Raw genomic sequence first — 16,492 nt, 5'->3', positions numbered from 1 at the left:
GCTTTTTATTGAAATCAATTTAAATTTTAATAAAGTCTTAATCCGGATCTTGCTCCTGTAGAAGCAACTACCGATTGAACTCTTGCTTTCTGTCCTGCTGAGAACATGAACATGGCTGCATCGTCCACATAATCCATATAATTCATGAACATAACAGATCTTTGAACACCGCTACATGTGTTGTATAATGGATACGTTGGTTTTCCATAATTCGCAGTAGTTTGTGTAGGAGTGTCTGTAACCTGATCATTACCACAGCTTGCATCTCCCCAAATGTGTCTAAGATTTAAATAATGTCCTACTTCGTGTGTTGCAGTTCTTCCTAAATTAAATGGTGAAGCTGCTCCTGTTTTTCCAAAATATGGAGCGGCAATAGCTACACCGTCATTCCATAATCCTGCAGATTCAGGGAATGTAGCATATCCAAGAATAGTTCTTCCCTGGCTTGTCATTTTACCTACAATCCAGATATTAAGGTAATTTGCCGGGTTTGTAGCATCAATTCCACCTTTAGAGGCTTTCTTCATATCATCATTGGTTGCCCAGCTTGTCTTACTTGTAGCTTTTCTTATTGTATTTACCAATCTGAATTTTATTTTCGTATCACCAGCACTTACTGTCTGGAATTCAGCTGGGATTTTACTGGCATCACTATTCGTTCCTGTGAAGTCAGCATTCAATACGTCAATTTGTTCTGCTATTCTTGCGTCAGATACGTTTTCTGCAGTAGTTTTATATAATACGTTAACAACAACGGGAATTTCTACAGTACCATCTGCGAGAACTTTTCCAAGTTTTAATTCATTAGCGAATTTTTCTGTATTCGCTTCTAATGTTACAAACTTTTGTCTAAGCTGAGCATCGCTTTTTAATGCTTCCTCTCTTACTTCTTCAGAGGCACAACCCCTTTTGAACATGTCGGCTGAAGATACGTCTTCCTTTGCAGGGTTTTCGCTTTGGTTTGTCATGTTGTCGCTGTTACAAGCTGACATGAAACCTAGTACAATGGCTCCAAATAATAATTTTTTCATAAGCTTCTATTTATATAATTTCAGATGGTGAATTTATATTATTAAAAATTATTATGCAAGGTATTTTTGATTTTTTAGTATAAATATTTCAACATTACCGTTTAATCATTGTTTGTTTCGCATGTATTTTGATTAAATATTGATTTTTAATCAAATTATGATTTGTTGAAAAAAATACTTAATTTTCCTTTTTATTTTAATGTAGTTTTGATTTATTGAAATTTCAAATTAAATTTTTCTAGTTATTGTTGGATTGTTAGTAAAATATTTATTGTTGTAATTTGATTCTGTAAAGCAAGATGACTAAAAATACTTCGTTCATATATTGTCCTATCTGGTCATCTGGGAATAATTAATCGTTTTTTTTATTCTAATACTGTATTTTTTATCTGTAATTTATTTATAGGTTTTCCATTATTTTAACCAAGATTATCTTTATAGACTCTACTTGTAAAACAGGATCGGATCATATAAAACAAAAAGCCTGAACAAAAAATTCAGGCTCTTTTATGTAAAATTAATTTGGATGTGTATTATCTTAGTCCTGCTCTTGGGCCAGCAGCAGCCACTACAGCCTGCATTCTGGTTTTTTGATTGGCAGAGAACATAAACATAGCTTTGTCATCTACATAATCCATATAATTCATAAACATTTGAGAACGGCTTACTCCTCCACAAACTCTGTTTAGAGGATATGATGGTGTTCCGTAATTAGGGCCAGGAGAAGTAGGGGTGTCATTAGAGTAATCTGTTTGACATCCTGTATTGGATGATCCCCAAAGGTGAGGTAGGTTTAAATAGTGACCCACTTCGTGTGTAACTGTTCTTCCTAAATTAAATGGAGCAGAAGCACCTGTTTTTCCTATATACTGATAGCCAATTACAAGACCGTCATACCATAATCCGGCAGATTCAGGATAGTAGGCGTATCCTAACGTTCCTGGTTGGCTATTCTCATCAAGGATGGAATTAACCACCCAGATATTCATATTTTTGGTTGGGTCAGTAGCATTAATACCTCCGGTAGTTGATTTTTTCATTTCTTCCAGATCAGATCTCCAGCCTGTTTTTGTGCTTTGCTTACGGTTGGTTGCTACCAGTTTGAAGCTGATTTTTACATTTCCGGCTGCAGAAGGTTGAAATGCTGCAGGTATTTTACTAATATCAGAATTTGTAGCACTGTAATCAGCATTCAATACTGCGATTTGTTCTGCAATTCTTGCATCAGAAATATTTTGGGAAGTGGTGTTATAGATCACATTAAAGACCACCGGAATTTCAACGGTTCCGTCTGCAAGAACCCTTCCCATCGATAGGTCTCTTAAAAAGTTGTCAGACTGTAATTCGTTAGCTTCAAATCTGGCTCTTAATGCAGGATCATTTTTAAGGGCCTTTTCTCTAATAAGGTCAGAGGGACAGGATCTTTTTGATGCCAGCATGCCGGGAGTTGTACCCGGGTCCTGTGATGCATCTTCCTGATTGGAAAGACTATCATTGTTACAGGCAGACATAAAGCTCAATATAAGAGCTCCGAAAAATAGCTTTTTCATAATATATCGTTAATGGTTTGGTCTCCAAATTTATATTATAAAAAATTAAAAAACAAAATATTTATGCAAATATTTAAATATTTATCACTCAATACGCTTTCTTGTTGAGTATTATTTACTTTTTATTTGTTTTGGTTGAATTTTAATCATATCACTGATGTGTGTTTAATTATTTACTTTTTTAATTTGTATTGATTGAAAATAATTAAATAAACTGTTTAAATCGGTTGATATTTTTAAGTTTAACTTCTCTTTTGTCGCTAGCCTGCAAAACCGTTTTTAATAGCAAAAACAGCCAGTCCTACACGGGTTTTCAGGTCCAATTTATCACACAACTGATCCCGGTAGCTTTCTACAGTTCTCGGACTGCAGCACATTCTGTCTGCAATTTCCTTATAGCTCAGTTCAGTGACTGTATATTTAAGAAATTCTCTTTCGCGGTCTGAAATTCTTACGGCGCTTTCCATTTCCTTGTCTTTGTTCAGATTGGAGAAGATGATTTTTGAGGCCCATTCCGGATAAAAGAATCCTTCCGAATTTAATTTCGTCAATGCAATTTCCAGTTCTTTTGGGTGGGTGTTTTTCAGTAAATAGCCTTTTGCTCCGTTTTTGATCATTTTGATGACGCTATTGTCATCGCCCTGCATACTGAGAGCCATCACCTGAATACCCGGATGGTTTTGTGTAAGCCATGCAGCTGTTTCAAAGCCGTCCATGATGGGCATACTGATGTCCAACAAAACGATATCAGGAATTTTACTGTTATTTTCAAGCTTATCGATCAGGTCTTTGCCGTTTTCACATACGTAGATCACTTCGAATTCATTAAAATTACCAATGATTCCTTCTAATGCTTTAGCAATAAGAATGTGGTCGTCTACGATCACTATTGTTTTTTTCATAGCTGTTTTTTTAAAATAATATTGAGGGTAGTTCCGTTATTTTTCTGGCTTTCAAAAGTGAAATCAGCTCCTATAATAGCCGCTCTGTTTTTCATATTAGTCAGGCCAATGCCGGTGGATTTTATTTGAGTACTGTCGAATCCGATGCCGTCATCCCTGAGATCAAGTTCCCATAATACGTCTTCTGAAGTACTCAGGTTAATGAAAACATTTTTACAGTTGGCATGTTTGATGCTGTTCTGTATAAACTCCTGCGTGATCCTGAGCAATACATTTTTATGGGCAAATCCCAAATCAAGCTGATTAAAGTTGTGGTTAAAAGTGACTTTGCATCTTTTGAAAGTATTGGTGTTGTCTACTTCTTCCTGAATCAAAGTTACAATTTCCTTTTGGGTTATATTATCGTCTGTCAGTGTTTTTGAAAGGCTTCTGAGGTCCTGCAGCGACTGGTTAATGATTTGGGAAACCTGATCGATTCTTTCACTTACCTCGGGAACCCTGTTTTCATAGAGAAGCTGTTGGGTATAGAGGCTTACCAATGTCAGTTTCTGACCAATATTATCATGAAGTTCGCGTCCAATCTGCTGCATCGTTGCCTGTTGAATTTCAAGCTGGGTGGCCAGAAGCTCCCGTTTATGAATTTCATTTTTTATTTCAATCTCATTCATATACTCTTTCTTGCGCTGCTTGTATTTTCTGATGTATACCATTACAGCAGCTACAAACAACACAAAGAAAATGTTGAAAAGAATGATCGTTATGATGAGCTCCGTTTTCCCCATATGAATGAAATTGAAAATAAAAGGTACATTGTAATTCCGGATATCAGAAAATAATTGAAGTACATATCCCACAGTTCTTTATACTTAGCTAAAAGACTGAAAAATGTCCAAAAAGGCAAGGTTCCGATATAGAATAAAGTAACACCTAAATTAATATAAAACATTTTGTTTTTGCTAAAGTTTAAAATTTCAGCTGAATTAATCTGTTTATAGTATTCCATAATAACCAGCACCATTAACATAAGACACCCAAAGGTATAATTGAAAGAGAAAATTATTTTTTTAGTCGTAAAGAATATCTCGCTGGGTAAAAATGATAACAGATACAAGAGTGATAAAGTATAGAAAAGTTTTGGCCTTCCCAGTGACTTTGCAGCATAGAGCCAGTAAAAGAACAGAAATTCAATAGGAATTACGAAATAATTGAAAAACTTAGGTTTATCATATTCTATAAAAAGATGCCCCCATTTTCCTATGGCTTCAGACAAGAACATAATGATAAGATAGATAGAAAAATACTTCCAATACCGGTCTTTATTACTACGATTATAGTAAATAAGTGATATGATGGCAGCGAGTCCTTCGGTCCAGATCAGGGACTCCTGAAGTATCTTCTGAAAATCAGTCATGTGTAGTGTAAGGTAAAAATAAATTATTGACTAAATTAAGGGAATTGCTCAACTTTTGTATCGTGTGGTGGAGATAATGTTCCGTGGTTTTCTGCAATGGTTTCGGGAGGAGTTTCTCCAGCTCTTTTTCCTGCCATGGCCAGTGTGGATCCGGAAGTTAAAGGACAAAAATCATAGTGCAGCATTTCACCTGTTTCATCTTCTTTCTTTAAAGTAGGGATCATGACCAGGGTGTGTCTCTCTGCATATTCTCTTTCTACAGGATGACTGTCCATAATACCCCAGTCTTCCGCTTTTGGATAGGCTGCATAATAGAATCTGATACCCAGGTCTTGTTCAGAAACGTCAGGGTTTACTTTTGCAGCTTCATCCTCAATACATGCAATGAATTTTTTCAGTTTAGGAAGATCAAACCAGATCGCGTGTGAGTCAGTAATTCCCAATTCTTTATTGACTGCCTGCATCTGGTTGTCTCTGTAATTGGCAATTAACTTCTGAACAAGCCCTGAGTCAATCGTATTTGTACTTGAAACAGCTTCAAGGCTCCCGGCTTCTAAAGTTGGTTTTGGTTTCATAATCTTAGTTTTATAAAAAAATGTTAGTTAGTAGCGCAAATTTCGTGTTTTTTTATGTGAATTGGCATGTGTTTTTTCCCCCCTTAATTTTCCGTGTTTTTACGGATTGTAAATTAGGATATAAAACAACAAGGTCCCCAAATAATTTGAGGACCCTGTTGTTTTTTATGATTGTTACTTTTATAATAATCTCAATCCGGCTCTTGGACCGTTAACAGAAATGGCAGCCTGCATTCTGTCGTTTTGTTTTTTTGTAAACATGAATAAGGTAGTTTCATCGGAATAATCCATATAGTTCATGAACATGGTAGAGCGGGATACTCCGCCGCATGTTTCCATTTTAGGATAAGAAGGTACGCCCCTGTGGTTGGTAATCTGTTGTGGAGTATCGTCTACAAGGTCATTTCCACAGTTAGCATCACCCCAGATATGTCTAAGGTTAAGGTAGTGTCCTACTTCGTGTACCGTTACTCTTCCTTTATTGTGTGTTGCAACCGGTCCGCCTTCACCTACATATTCGTCCATCATGACAACTCCGTCATTCCAAAGGCCTGCAGATTCAGGGAAAGTGGCATATCCAAGTACGTATCCGGTTTGGTATGGCATATAGTTTACTACCCAGATGTTCAGGTATTTAGAAGGGTCTGTAGCATTGATTCCTCCTGTTGAGGATTTTTTCATATTATCATTAGGAGCCCAGTTGGAGGTAGTCGTAGATTTTCTGTTGATCTGAGCCAGTCTGAACTTGATCTTTGTATCTCCGGCATTCACAGGCTGGAATGCAGCAGGAATATTGGAAACATTAACATGAGTTGAAGCAAAAGCTTTGTTCAGAACATCGATCTGCGAGTTGATTCTTGCATCAGATACATTATTCGTTGAATTGGTGTATAGGACATTGAAAATAACCGGGATTTCCACGCTGCCGTCAGGCAGTACTTTACCCACTTTCTTTTGCTCAATATAATCTGCGGTGTTGTTTTCGATCTGAAACATGCGCTGTGCTGCATCAGGGTTTTCTGAAAGGAATTTTTGTCGTACCAGATCTGAGCCGCAAATAGCTGCTGTTTTATCTGCCATGGCAGGCTGATCCGGAGTTGTGTTTTCGGAGCCGAGATTTTCGGATTCGTTGTTACACGACACAAAAAGAGTAATCAATACTCCTAATACTGCTTTTTTCATAATATTATTGGTTTGTGGTTTAAATGTGTCGCAAATGTATGAAAAATATGTATTGGCTGATTATTATTTAATATTTTAACGTTATTTATTGCTAATATGATATTTTATTGAAATTTAAATTATTCATCAAATTATTTATTTTATTGAAATATTTTAACCATTCTATTAATATATTAAATTGATAGACTATATCTTTAGAAATTCCTCGAAAAATAATAATTGATGTTAAAAGCAAAAAAAACCGGAGAAAATTTTTCTCCGGTTGATGGGTTAGATGCAAGGATACCTTTTCCAATCCCTGCAGATATATCCTGTTGAACAGCAAAGCCCGGTAGGGCAGGACATATCAACCGAGCAGTCAATTTCTGAAAATGGATTAATTCCACCATTGATTTTCTTTAAATCATTTCTTTTTAACTTTTTCATACAATGATTTTATGGGTTAATCAATAAGGTTAGGGCGACATTCAAGTTGTCCGCAATTGATGTTGATTTGGGAACATTGTTCTGTGGCACAAGTTCCGCTGGTAGAGCCATCAGGGTAAATTAATATGCTGCATCGACAGTCAATTTTTCCTCCCAAAATAGTTTTTAGTGAGCTTCTTTTTAGCTTTTTCATACTGATTTTATTTAGTTATTAATTTGTTTGGTTCTCTAAATATACAAATATATCACTGTGTATAGATAAAATTTGATGTAAAAAAAATAAGTGATGCAGATTGGGCTGCATCACTTACTTACAAAAATAATATATATGAAAAAAACTACTTATTGATCGGTTGGTCTGAAAACCAAACCGGTTTCTTCGAAATAATCCAAAGTGATTCTGTCTCCGTCATTAACGGTTCCCGCAAGAATCTCTCTTGATAATTTATTCAAAACTTCCTGCTGGATTACTCTTTTCAGAGGTCTTGCTCCGAAAGAAGGATCATATCCTTTATTCATCAGATAATCTACAGCATCCTGAGTAGCGGTCATAATGATATTACGTTTGCCTAGCATATCATTATACCCTCTCAACTGATACTGAACAATTTTTCCGATCTCTTTTTTGTTTAGAGGTTGAAACAGTACCACCTCATCAATTCTGTTCAGGAATTCAGGACGCAAGGTCTGTTTCAGAAGATCAAAAACCTCATCCTTGGTTTTGCTGACGATTTGGTCTTGATTTTCCTCTGTAATATTTTCAAAATTCTCCTGAATCAGGTGTGAACCTAAATTCGAAGTCATAATGATGATCGAATTTTTAAAATTCACCACACGTCCCTTATTATCTGTCAAACGTCCGTCATCTAAAACCTGCAGCAAGGTGTTGAAAACATCCGGATGCGCTTTTTCAATTTCATCTAGAAGAATTACAGAATAAGGTCTTCTTCGTACCGCTTCCGTAAGTTGCCCGCCTTCATCATATCCTACATATCCCGGAGGAGCTCCTACCAATCTTGAAACGCTGTGTCTTTCCTGATACTCACTCATATCGATCCTCGTCATATTATTCTCATCATCGAATAAGTATTCTGCTAGAGCTTTTGCCAGCTCAGTTTTACCGACACCGGTAGTTCCAAGGAATAAGAAAGATCCGATGGGTTTTTTATCATCACTTAATCCGGCTCTGTTTCTTCTGATGGCATCTGCCACGGCTCCGATTGCTTCATCCTGTCCTACGACACGATGGTGAAGTTCCCCCTCAAGATTCAATAATTTTTCTCTTTCAGACTGAATAAGCTTGGTTACAGGAATTCCCGTCCATTTGGCAATCACTTCAGAAATATTTTCAGAAGTAACTTCCTCCTTAATTAATTCATTCTGATGATTTTGCATCTCCAGTTCCAGTTTTTGCAAAGCATCTTCTTTCTCCTTTATTTTGCCGTACTGAATTTCTGCTACTTTCGCATAATCTCCTGCTCTTGAAGCTTTTTCTGCTTCCAGTTTCAAAGATTCAATATCTTTTTTAATCTGCGTTAAATCCTCAGATTTTTGTTTTTCCTTCAGCCATTTAGCATTGATCTCATTTCTTTCCTCAGAAATTTTTGAAATATCTTCTTTCAAATGATCAATTTTGGTCTGGTTGCCCTCTCTCGAAATAGCGGCCAATTCAATTTCCAGCTGCATCAGTCTTCTGTCCAGAACATCAAGTTCCTCAGGTTTCGAATTGATCTCCATTCTCAGCTTAGCCGAAGCTTCATCGATAAGGTCAATCGCTTTATCCGGTAAAAATCGGTCTGAAATATATCTCTGAGACATTTCTACCGCAGCAATGATTGCCTCATCTTTGATTCTTACTTTGTGGTGAGCTTCATATTTATCTTTAATACCCCGAAGAATTGAAATGGCAGACTCCGTATCCGGTTCTTCCACCATTACTTTCTGGAAACGTCTTTCCAGTGCTTTGTCTTTTTCAAAATACTTTTGGTATTCATTCAAAGTAGTAGCACCAATCGCTCTCAATTCACCTCTTGCCAAAGCAGGTTTAAGAATATTCGCTGCATCCATTGCTCCTTCACCGCCTCCGGCTCCTACCAGAGTATGGATCTCATCGATGAATAGGATGATCTGTCCTTCTGATTTGATCACTTCATTCACAACAGATTTCAGGCGCTCCTCAAACTCACCTTTATATTTTGCCCCGGCAATTAAAGCACCCATATCCAATGAGTACAAAGTTTTGTCCATCAGGTTTTCAGGAATATCTCCCGAAATAATACGGTGGGCAATTCCCTCAGCGATGGCCGTTTTACCAACACCGGGCTCCCCGATAAGGATCGGATTGTTTTTAGTTCTTCTCGAAAGAATCTGAAGCACTCTTCTAATCTCTTCATCTCGCCCGATCACCGGGTCCAGTTTTCCTTCTGCTGCTAGTTCGTTGAAGTTTTTAGCGTATTTATTTAAGGATTGATAGGTCTCTTCCGAACTGGCAGAAGTAGCCTTGCTTCCTTTTCTTAATTCTTTAATGGCCCCTTCCAAAAGACTTTTGGTGACCCCCATATCTTTAAGCATTTTAGATGCCTCAGAATTAGTTTCCAGTAATGACAGCCATAAATGCTCGATCGTTACATATTCATCGCCCATTTTTTTTGCAATATTGGGCGCATCCAGCAAAACTTTGTTCGCTGACTGTGAAAGGTAAATATTGCCTCCCTCTACTTTTGGAAGTTTCTCAATATTTTCACGATTGCGCTCTCTTACCAAATTGGCATCTGCTTCAGATTTTTTTAATAAGAAAGGTGAAATATTTTCATCTACCTGAAAAATACCTTCAAGTATATGTTGTGGTTCGATACTCTGATTACCAAATTCCATAGCAGTCTGCTGAGCTGCCTGAATGGCTTCTTGTGATTTTACAGTATATTGGTTTAAGTTCATATTTTTTATGTTTTTTGTAATAATTTGTTTTTGGCTCAGTTTTTAAAAAGACATCAAGAAACTAAATTTTAAGGCCCAGTTTCTTAATGCCATCATTATTTAATCATTTAATCGATTACCTTACCGCAAAAATTGTTCAATTATTAAATTTACAAAAAAAGAAGACGAAATTTCCGAATATCTATTTTTAACGGTAAATTAACTTGACAAAATTTCCGATTCTTTGATATTTGCTTTGAAATAATGGAAAAACCGTCAGTGTAAGAAAAAATACAGAATCGAAAGAAGGGAAGATTGAGGTCTTTCATCGCTTCTTTACATAAACTTAACGGGAAAAGAAGGGTGGCAAATTGAAGATTTGATGGGATAGTTAAACAAAACTCTCGCTTCTGTGTTTAAAATCATAGTGTTAAATAGACGTATTAACCTCAGAATAATTACTTTTGCATTTTACCAGATGGAGCTTAAAGAAAAACAAAGAAAAATTTTAGACGTAGCAGTAGAGCTTTTCAAGGAGAAAGGCTATATGGGCAGCTCAGTAAGAGATCTGGCCACAAAGCTTAATATCAAAGCTGCATCGTTGTATGCTCACATCCGTTCAAAGGAAGAAATTTTGGAATGGATCTGCTTTGGAATTGCCCAGGAATTTTTTGATGAACTTCAGGAAGTAAAAAGTATAGATATTGCTCCAAAAGATAAATTGAACCTATTTCTGGATAAGCATTTATCTGTAGTTCTTCAAAACCGGGACGTTACCCACATCTATTCTAATGAATGGAGGCATCTTGAAGAAAGGCTTCCCGAATTCATAGAACTGAGGAAAAATTATCAGAATGAAGTAGAGCAGCTCATCTCTGAAATCTACAAAGCAGAAAACTGGGAACTACAGTCACCAACTTTTACCACAAGATTCATCCTTCATACCCTTAATAATTCCTATTTCTGGTTCAAAAGAAATACAGAATCGACTACCGAAATCACCGACGAAATAAGAGCAAAGCTTCTTTACGGTTTATTGGGAAATCAGAAACAATAATTTTTTTTACCACAAAATTTACAAAAGCTCTCGTAGCTCAGGTTTACCGGCTGAGGAAGCAATTTGTTATTTAGAATCATTCAAAATGTGACAAAAGTCATAAATATTTGGTCAGGATTGAAATTCTTTTTAAATTTACACCTAACAAATGTTAGTTAGTAAGGATATGGATTTTTCAGTTGAATATTTAAAGCTCGACCAGTTGAGGCTGCTTCAGTCCGACCGGTTGACAGATTTGGTCGGCTATCTTGAAGAGAGATCAGATTTTTATAGAGGGAAATTTAATGAATCAAGAATATCTCTACAAGATATAAGGTCGATTGAGGATATCACGAAACTTCCGATTACTTACAAACAGGATTTAAGGGATAATTATCCGTTCGGATTGTTTACCGTTCCGAAGGATGAACTGCAGAGAATCCATTGTTCAAGCGGAACAACGGGAAAACCTACCGTGGTGGGTTACACGAAAGAAGATGTTGATCTTTTCAGTGAAGTAGTGGCCAGATCATTATATGCAGCGGGAGCAAGACCGGGAATGCAGTTACACAATGCCTATGGATATGGGATTTTTACAGGCGGATTGGGACTTCATTATGGAGCAGAAAAATTAGGGATGAGCGTTCTTCCTATTTCAGGAGGAATGACAGCCAGACAAGTAGACCTGATTATTGATTTTAAGCCTGAAGTGATCTGCTGTTCTCCGTCTTATGCATTAACCATCGCTGATGAATTTGCAAAAAGAGGAGTTACTGCTGAAGAAATCAGTCTGAGATATGCTGTTTTAGGTTCAGAGCCATGGACAGAGATTATCAGAAGCCATATTGAAGAAAGACTGGGTCTCCATGCAACGAATATTTACGGATTAAGTGAAATTATCGGCCCAGGAGTTTCCATGGAGGATTTTGAAGAAAAGGGAGGATCTTATATCTGGGAAGATCATTTTTATCCCGAAATCTTGGATCCGATTACTAAACAGCCGGTTCCTTTCGGGGAAGAAGGTGTTTTGGTGATCACCACTTTAACGAAAAAAGCAATGCCACTTTTACGTTACTGGACCAATGATATCACCAGTCTCTATTATGATGACAACGCCAAACGAAGCATGGTGAAGATGAGACCGATCAAAGGAAGAGCAGATGATATGCTGATCGTAAGAGGAGTGAACGTGTATCCAAGCCAGATCGAAGAAGCATTTTCTCATGTAAAAGGAGTGGTTCCCAACTATTACCTGACTCCCATTGAAAAAGAGCAGATGTGTGTAGCACTGGATATTGATGTAGAAATTGATGATGAATTGGTGAAAGATCAAAAAATACATGCAGATACCGATGATTATTTTAATTTTGTCGGCAACTTTGGGAAAAACATAGAAAACGAAATAAAAAAGAGGGTAGGGATTACCACGAAAGTAAAAATTCATGCCCAGGACAGCCTGCCGAAGTGCGAAGGCGGAAAAATTAATAGAATACTTAAAAAATAATGAATTCATTTTATAAACTTAAAACGGTAAGAGTTCAGAAAGACACTCCTGATGCGGTGAACGTAGCAGTAGAAGTTCCTGAGGAACTGAAGGATAAATTCAGGTTCAAGCAGGGGCAGTATCTTAATTTCCGTATGATGATCAACGGGAATGAAGAAAGACGTTCTTATTCTATCTGCAACGCTCCAAGCGAAAAAAGCAATACACTGGAAGTACTGGTAAAGCTTTTGGAAGGTGGTAAAGTTTCCGGATACTTCAATGAGCATCTTCATATGGACGAGGTGCTGGAAGTAATGCCTCCAATGGGGGGATTCAATACTTCTTATCATCCTACCAATGTGAAAACCTACGTAGGTTTAGCGGCAGGAAGTGGAATTAGCCCTGTTTTATCAAACATTAAGGAAAGTCTTTATCAGGAGCCAAACAGCTGCGCTTATCTTTTCTACAGCAACAAAAGCATGAATCATGTGATGAAAAGAGCTGAGATTGATAAGTTGGTAGAGCACTTCAAAGGGAGATTGAAAGTGATTTATTTAGTGAGCCGTGAAAAGCATGAAGATCCTGTATTTGAAGGAAGAATTTCTGCTGAGAAACTGGAGCAGTTATTTGAAAGATATACAGACATTGATGTAAAAGAATCCACTTATTTCATCTGCGGACCTGCAGAAATGATTAAAGGTATTTCTGATTATTTAAAGAAAGATAAAAAAGTACCTGCCATTCAGGTTCTATTTGAATATTTCACAGCTCCTGACGAAGAGAATTCTGAAGAAATGAGTGATGAATTTAAGGCCATTGCCAATTTGGAGAGTATGGTAACGGTCATTATTGACGATGATGAATATTCGTTCCACCTTAATTCTAAAAAAGAGAGTATCTTAGATAAAGCATTGAAAGACAATCTTCCGGTACCTTTTGCTTGCAAAGGAGGAGTTTGTTGTACGTGTAAAGCGCAGGTTTTGGAAGGAGAAGTTTTCATGGAGAAAAATTTCGCGCTTACCGAGGACGAAGTAGCCAGAGGTTACGTTCTGACATGTCAATGTCACCCGACTACGAATGTGGTGATGCTTAATTATGACGTATAATTAATGTAACAATTTACCAGTTTATCAATGTACCAATTATTGCTAGACTGTTAGATTGATATATTGTTACATTTTAAAATTTGTAAAATTTTAATCATGGATTTAGAAAAATTTGTACAGTACGTACACGACGAAAATAAAGTAGAACCAAAGGATGTAATGCCCGATGATTACAGAAAACTGTTGGTTCGCCAGATTTCACAGCACGCGCATTCTGAGATTGTTGGAATGTTGCCGGAAGCCAATTGGATCTCAAGAGCACCCTCATTGAGAAGAAAAATGGCTCTTTTAGCTAAAGTTCAGGATGAAGCAGGTCACGGTTTATATCTGTATTCTGCAACCGAAACTTTAGGAAACGGAACCATCAGAGCGGACAGAGACGCGACCTATGATGATATGTTGGAAGGAAAAGCGAAATACTCAAGTATTTTCAACTATCCGACATTGAGTTGGGCAGATATCGGTGCCATCGGTTGGTTGGTTGATGGTGCAGCGATTATGAATCAGGTCATGTTGATGGGGAATTCTTACGGTCCTTATTCAAGAGCGATGGTGAAAATCTGTAAAGAAGAATCTTTCCACCAAAGACAGGGCTACGAAATTCTGATGGCGCTTTGCCGTGGAACAAAACAACAGAAAGAAATGGCTCAGGCTTCGTTAAATCGTTTCTGGTGGCCGGCTTTAATGATGTTTGGCCCGAATGACGACAGCTCACCCAACTCTAAAATCTCTATGAATTACAGAGTAAAAAGAGAGAGTAACGACAGCCTTCGCCAGAGATTTATTGACGTTACGGTTTCTCAGGCTGAATTTTTAGGATTAACCATGCCGGATAAAGATCTTAAATGGAATGAGGAAAGACAGCATTACGATTTCGGAGAACTTCCATGGGATGAATTCATGGAAATCTTAAAAGGAAACGGACCTTGTAATAAGAAAAGATTACAGACCAAAGTAAAAGCGCAGCAGGAAAACCTTTGGGTAAAAGAAGCAGCGATAGCTTTTGCAGAGAAACAGGAAAAAATTTCAATGTAACAATATACCAATATAAAAATGTAACAATCAATTTATCATTTTGAGCAAAACGAAGAATCTCATCATTGGTAAATGGTTAGATTGATACATTGTTAAATTAATTTTAATTATGGCAAATTTAGATATGTGGGAAGTGTTTATTCAGACTAAACCGGGATTATCTCACAAACACGTAGGAATAGTACAGGCGCCAACCGCAGAAATGGCTTTGCAGAATGCAAGAGACGTTTACACAAGAAGAAAAGAAGGAACTTCTGTTTGGGTAGTTCCAAGTAAATATATTGTGACTTCAGAAGGAGTAGACAAGGAAGCTTTCTTTGATCCGGCAGATGACAAATTATACCGTCACCCGACATTCTACGATATTCCTAATGATGTAAAAAACATGTAATTAAGACACAAGATTAATAGACCGTAGATATGAGACTTTAAAATCTCTTTATCTCTTGTCTCTTCGTCTTTAAATCTATTAAACAATGAACCCATTATATAATTATTTATTAAAGTTTGCTGATGACAGCTTCATCATGGGACAAAGACTGTCTGCATGGTGTGGTGAAGGTCCTTATTTAGAGGAAGATATTGCATTGACAAACATCGCACTGGATGAACTTGGTCAGGCCAATAACTTTTATGTGTATGCATCAAGAGTGGCGGATAACGGTAAAAGCGAAGATGATTTAGCCTTCTTAAGATACGAGCACGAATATGTAAACGCACATTGGGTTGAACTTCCGAATGAAGATTACGCGCAAACTATTCTTAAAGTATATGTATTCTCCGTATATCAGAAATTGATGTACGAAGCATTATCAAATTCAGCAGACGAAGAACTTTCTGCTTTGGCTCAGAAATCTTTAAAAGAAGTGAGGTATCACTATACACACACTTCTTCCTGGATGAAAATTTTCGCTCAGGGAACAGAAGAAAGCCGTGAACGTTTGGTGAAATCTCTTGACAATATTTGGGAATACACAAAAGGATTATTTGCCAAAGTGGAAGGAGAGGATGATCTGATAGCATTAAACATCGCTCCGAATGTGGACGAACTATACAAAGACTTTGTAGCCATCACAGAAAAAGATTTTGCAGAATATAGACTGGAATATCCGGCAAATCCTTTCATGCAGCCAAAATCAAGAACAGGATATCATACAGAATATTTCGGATTTATCCTCTGCGAGCTTCAGTATATGCAGAGAGCATATCCGGGATGTACGTGGTAATTCTAAATGTAACAATCTAGCAGTTTAACAATGTAACAATTAATTGCTAGACTGTTAGATTGATAAATTGTTACATTTTAAAAATGAAAAATCCCTTAGAAATATTAGAATTAGTTCCCGATCCCGAAATTCCGGTGATCAATGTTGTGGAATTAGGTATTGTAAGAGAGGCAAAAGTGACTGGCGAGAATACTTGTGAAGTAACGATTACGCCAACTTATTCTGCCTGTCCTGCCATGTTCACTATTGAGGAAGACATTGTAAAATTGATGAAGGAACACGGCTGGGATGCCAAAGTAGTAACCAAAATGTTTCCCATATGGACAACAGATTGGTTAACAGATGAAGCGAGAGAAAAACTTCGTGTTTACGGAATCACACCTCCTGAAAAAGGAGCAGACGAACATCACATTGGGAAACCGAAAAAATGTCCGCGTTGTGGCTCTATGAATTCAAAACAGATCAGTAGATTCGGATCTACCTTGTGTAAAGCCTCTTATCAATGCTTAGACTGTCTGGAGCCGTTTGATTATTTTAAATGTCATTAAATAGTAAGAAGTCATTTTCAAAATAAATGACTTCATGATGTAAATAACAAAATGATACGACAAGT

General features: G+C 37.0%; 16 protein-coding genes. 7 read left to right on the top strand and 9 right to left on the bottom strand.

The features are described 5' to 3' along the window. Nucleotides 1-26: 26 nt before the first annotated feature. The 9 genes from HHL23_RS10830 to clpB all read right to left on the bottom strand — a co-directional run bounded on the left by HHL23_RS10830 (nt 27) and on the right by clpB (nt 10,014). Nucleotides 27-1,031 carry a zinc metalloprotease gene (locus HHL23_RS10830; protein WP_169234821.1) on the bottom strand — a complete coding sequence of 335 codons (1,005 nt, stop codon included), beginning with the start codon at nt 1,029-1,031 and terminating at the stop codon, nt 27-29. A gap of 533 nt (nt 1,032-1,564) precedes the next feature. Continuing rightward, nucleotides 1,565-2,581, bottom strand: a complete 1,017-nt coding sequence (locus HHL23_RS10825; protein WP_169234820.1) for a zinc metalloprotease — start codon at nt 2,579-2,581, stop codon at nt 1,565-1,567. Nucleotides 2,582-2,841: 260 nt separating this feature from the next. After that, nucleotides 2,842-3,483 (bottom strand): response regulator transcription factor, encoded by a 642-nt coding sequence (locus tag HHL23_RS10820; protein ID WP_169234819.1) that lies wholly within the window; start codon nt 3,481-3,483, stop codon nt 2,842-2,844. Next, nucleotides 3,480-4,265: a sensor histidine kinase gene (locus HHL23_RS10815; RefSeq protein ID WP_169234818.1), complete on the bottom strand. Its 786-nt coding sequence runs from the start codon at nt 4,263-4,265 to the stop codon at nt 3,480-3,482. Before HHL23_RS10815 ends, HHL23_RS10820 begins: the two co-directional genes overlap by 4 nt. After that, on the bottom strand, nt 4,241-4,894 hold the full coding sequence (locus HHL23_RS10810; RefSeq protein WP_169234817.1) for a DUF6962 family protein: 654 nt from the start codon (nt 4,892-4,894) through the stop codon (nt 4,241-4,243). Before HHL23_RS10810 ends, HHL23_RS10815 begins: the two co-directional genes overlap by 25 nt. Nucleotides 4,895-4,929: 35 nt before the next feature. Next, nucleotides 4,930-5,469 carry a hypothetical protein gene (locus HHL23_RS10805; RefSeq protein WP_169234816.1) on the bottom strand — a complete coding sequence of 180 codons (540 nt, stop codon included), beginning with the start codon at nt 5,467-5,469 and terminating at the stop codon, nt 4,930-4,932. Between the two features lie 180 nt (nt 5,470-5,649). Continuing rightward, complete coding sequence (locus tag HHL23_RS10800; protein WP_169234815.1) at nt 5,650-6,651, bottom strand: zinc metalloprotease; 1,002 nt, start codon at nt 6,649-6,651, stop codon at nt 5,650-5,652. A 270-nt stretch (nt 6,652-6,921) separates the two neighbouring features. Then, nucleotides 6,922-7,077, bottom strand: a complete 156-nt coding sequence (locus tag HHL23_RS10795) for a hypothetical protein (protein ID WP_169234814.1) — start codon at nt 7,075-7,077, stop codon at nt 6,922-6,924. Nucleotides 7,078-7,419: 342 nt separating this feature from the next. Beyond that, nucleotides 7,420-10,014, bottom strand: coding sequence for an ATP-dependent chaperone ClpB (clpB, locus tag HHL23_RS10790; protein WP_169234813.1), 2,595 nt, complete (start codon nt 10,012-10,014; stop codon nt 7,420-7,422). Between the two features lie 406 nt (nt 10,015-10,420). Here clpB and HHL23_RS10785 point away from each other — a divergent pair, with 406 nt between their 5' ends. The 7 genes from HHL23_RS10785 to paaD all read left to right on the top strand — a co-directional run bounded on the left by HHL23_RS10785 (nt 10,421) and on the right by paaD (nt 16,427). Next, entirely contained in the window at nt 10,421-11,050 is a 630-nt protein-coding gene (locus tag HHL23_RS10785; protein WP_317174685.1) for a TetR/AcrR family transcriptional regulator, read from the top strand. A gap of 166 nt (nt 11,051-11,216) precedes the next feature. Further along, on the top strand, nt 11,217-12,533 hold the full coding sequence (locus HHL23_RS10780) for a phenylacetate--CoA ligase family protein (protein WP_169234894.1): 1,317 nt from the start codon (nt 11,217-11,219) through the stop codon (nt 12,531-12,533). Next, nucleotides 12,533-13,618 (top strand): 2Fe-2S iron-sulfur cluster-binding protein, encoded by a 1,086-nt coding sequence (locus HHL23_RS10775; protein WP_169234812.1) that lies wholly within the window; start codon nt 12,533-12,535, stop codon nt 13,616-13,618. Before HHL23_RS10780 ends, HHL23_RS10775 begins: the two co-directional genes overlap by 1 nt. A 96-nt stretch (nt 13,619-13,714) precedes the next feature. Beyond that, a complete protein-coding gene (paaA, locus tag HHL23_RS10770) occupies nt 13,715-14,653 on the top strand; it encodes a 1,2-phenylacetyl-CoA epoxidase subunit PaaA (protein ID WP_169234811.1) in 939 nt (312 codons plus the stop codon). Nucleotides 14,654-14,762: 109 nt separating this feature from the next. Then, nucleotides 14,763-15,044 (top strand): 1,2-phenylacetyl-CoA epoxidase subunit PaaB, encoded by a 282-nt coding sequence (gene paaB / locus HHL23_RS10765; protein ID WP_039364405.1) that lies wholly within the window; start codon nt 14,763-14,765, stop codon nt 15,042-15,044. Between the two features lie 85 nt (nt 15,045-15,129). Then, nucleotides 15,130-15,879: a 1,2-phenylacetyl-CoA epoxidase subunit PaaC gene (paaC, locus tag HHL23_RS10760; RefSeq protein ID WP_169234810.1), complete on the top strand. Its 750-nt coding sequence runs from the start codon at nt 15,130-15,132 to the stop codon at nt 15,877-15,879. 83 nt (nt 15,880-15,962) lie between these two features. After that, nucleotides 15,963-16,427, top strand: coding sequence for a 1,2-phenylacetyl-CoA epoxidase subunit PaaD (paaD, locus tag HHL23_RS10755; RefSeq protein WP_169234809.1), 465 nt, complete (start codon nt 15,963-15,965; stop codon nt 16,425-16,427). Nucleotides 16,428-16,492 lie beyond the last annotated feature (65 nt).

It is taken from the genome of Chryseobacterium antibioticum (assembly GCF_012927325.1).
Lineage (GTDB): Bacteria > Bacteroidota > Bacteroidia > Flavobacteriales > Weeksellaceae > Chryseobacterium > Chryseobacterium antibioticum.
Note: the sequence above shows the minus strand (reverse complement) of the source record. Positions and strands in the feature narration are given on the sequence as shown.

Excerpts from the sequence above, each read along its gene's own strand:
- HHL23_RS10800 (WP_169234815.1), bottom strand. The coding sequence starts at position 6,651 with ATGAAAAAAGCAGTATTAGGAGTATTGATTACTCTTTTTGTGTCGTGT.
- paaD (WP_169234809.1), top strand. The coding sequence starts at position 15,963 with ATGAAAAATCCCTTAGAAATATTAGAATTAGTTCCCGATCCCGAAATT.
- clpB (WP_169234813.1), bottom strand. The coding sequence starts at position 10,014 with ATGAACTTAAACCAATATACTGTAAAATCACAAGAAGCCATTCAGGCA.
- paaC (WP_169234810.1), top strand. The coding sequence starts at position 15,130 with ATGAACCCATTATATAATTATTTATTAAAGTTTGCTGATGACAGCTTC.
- HHL23_RS10805 (WP_169234816.1), bottom strand. The coding sequence starts at position 5,469 with ATGAAACCAAAACCAACTTTAGAAGCCGGGAGCCTTGAAGCTGTTTCA.
- HHL23_RS10815 (WP_169234818.1), bottom strand. The coding sequence starts at position 4,265 with ATGGGGAAAACGGAGCTCATCATAACGATCATTCTTTTCAACATTTTC.
- HHL23_RS10825 (WP_169234820.1), bottom strand. The coding sequence starts at position 2,581 with ATGAAAAAGCTATTTTTCGGAGCTCTTATATTGAGCTTTATGTCTGCC.
- HHL23_RS10775 (WP_169234812.1), top strand. The coding sequence starts at position 12,533 with ATGAATTCATTTTATAAACTTAAAACGGTAAGAGTTCAGAAAGACACT.
- HHL23_RS10795 (WP_169234814.1), bottom strand. The coding sequence starts at position 7,077 with ATGAAAAAGTTAAAAAGAAATGATTTAAAGAAAATCAATGGTGGAATT.
- paaA (WP_169234811.1), top strand. The coding sequence starts at position 13,715 with ATGGATTTAGAAAAATTTGTACAGTACGTACACGACGAAAATAAAGTA.
- HHL23_RS10780 (WP_169234894.1), top strand. The coding sequence starts at position 11,217 with ATGGATTTTTCAGTTGAATATTTAAAGCTCGACCAGTTGAGGCTGCTT.
- HHL23_RS10820 (WP_169234819.1), bottom strand. The coding sequence starts at position 3,483 with ATGAAAAAAACAATAGTGATCGTAGACGACCACATTCTTATTGCTAAA.
- HHL23_RS10830 (WP_169234821.1), bottom strand. The coding sequence starts at position 1,031 with ATGAAAAAATTATTATTTGGAGCCATTGTACTAGGTTTCATGTCAGCT.
- paaB (WP_039364405.1), top strand. The coding sequence starts at position 14,763 with ATGGCAAATTTAGATATGTGGGAAGTGTTTATTCAGACTAAACCGGGA.
- HHL23_RS10810 (WP_169234817.1), bottom strand. The coding sequence starts at position 4,894 with ATGACTGATTTTCAGAAGATACTTCAGGAGTCCCTGATCTGGACCGAA.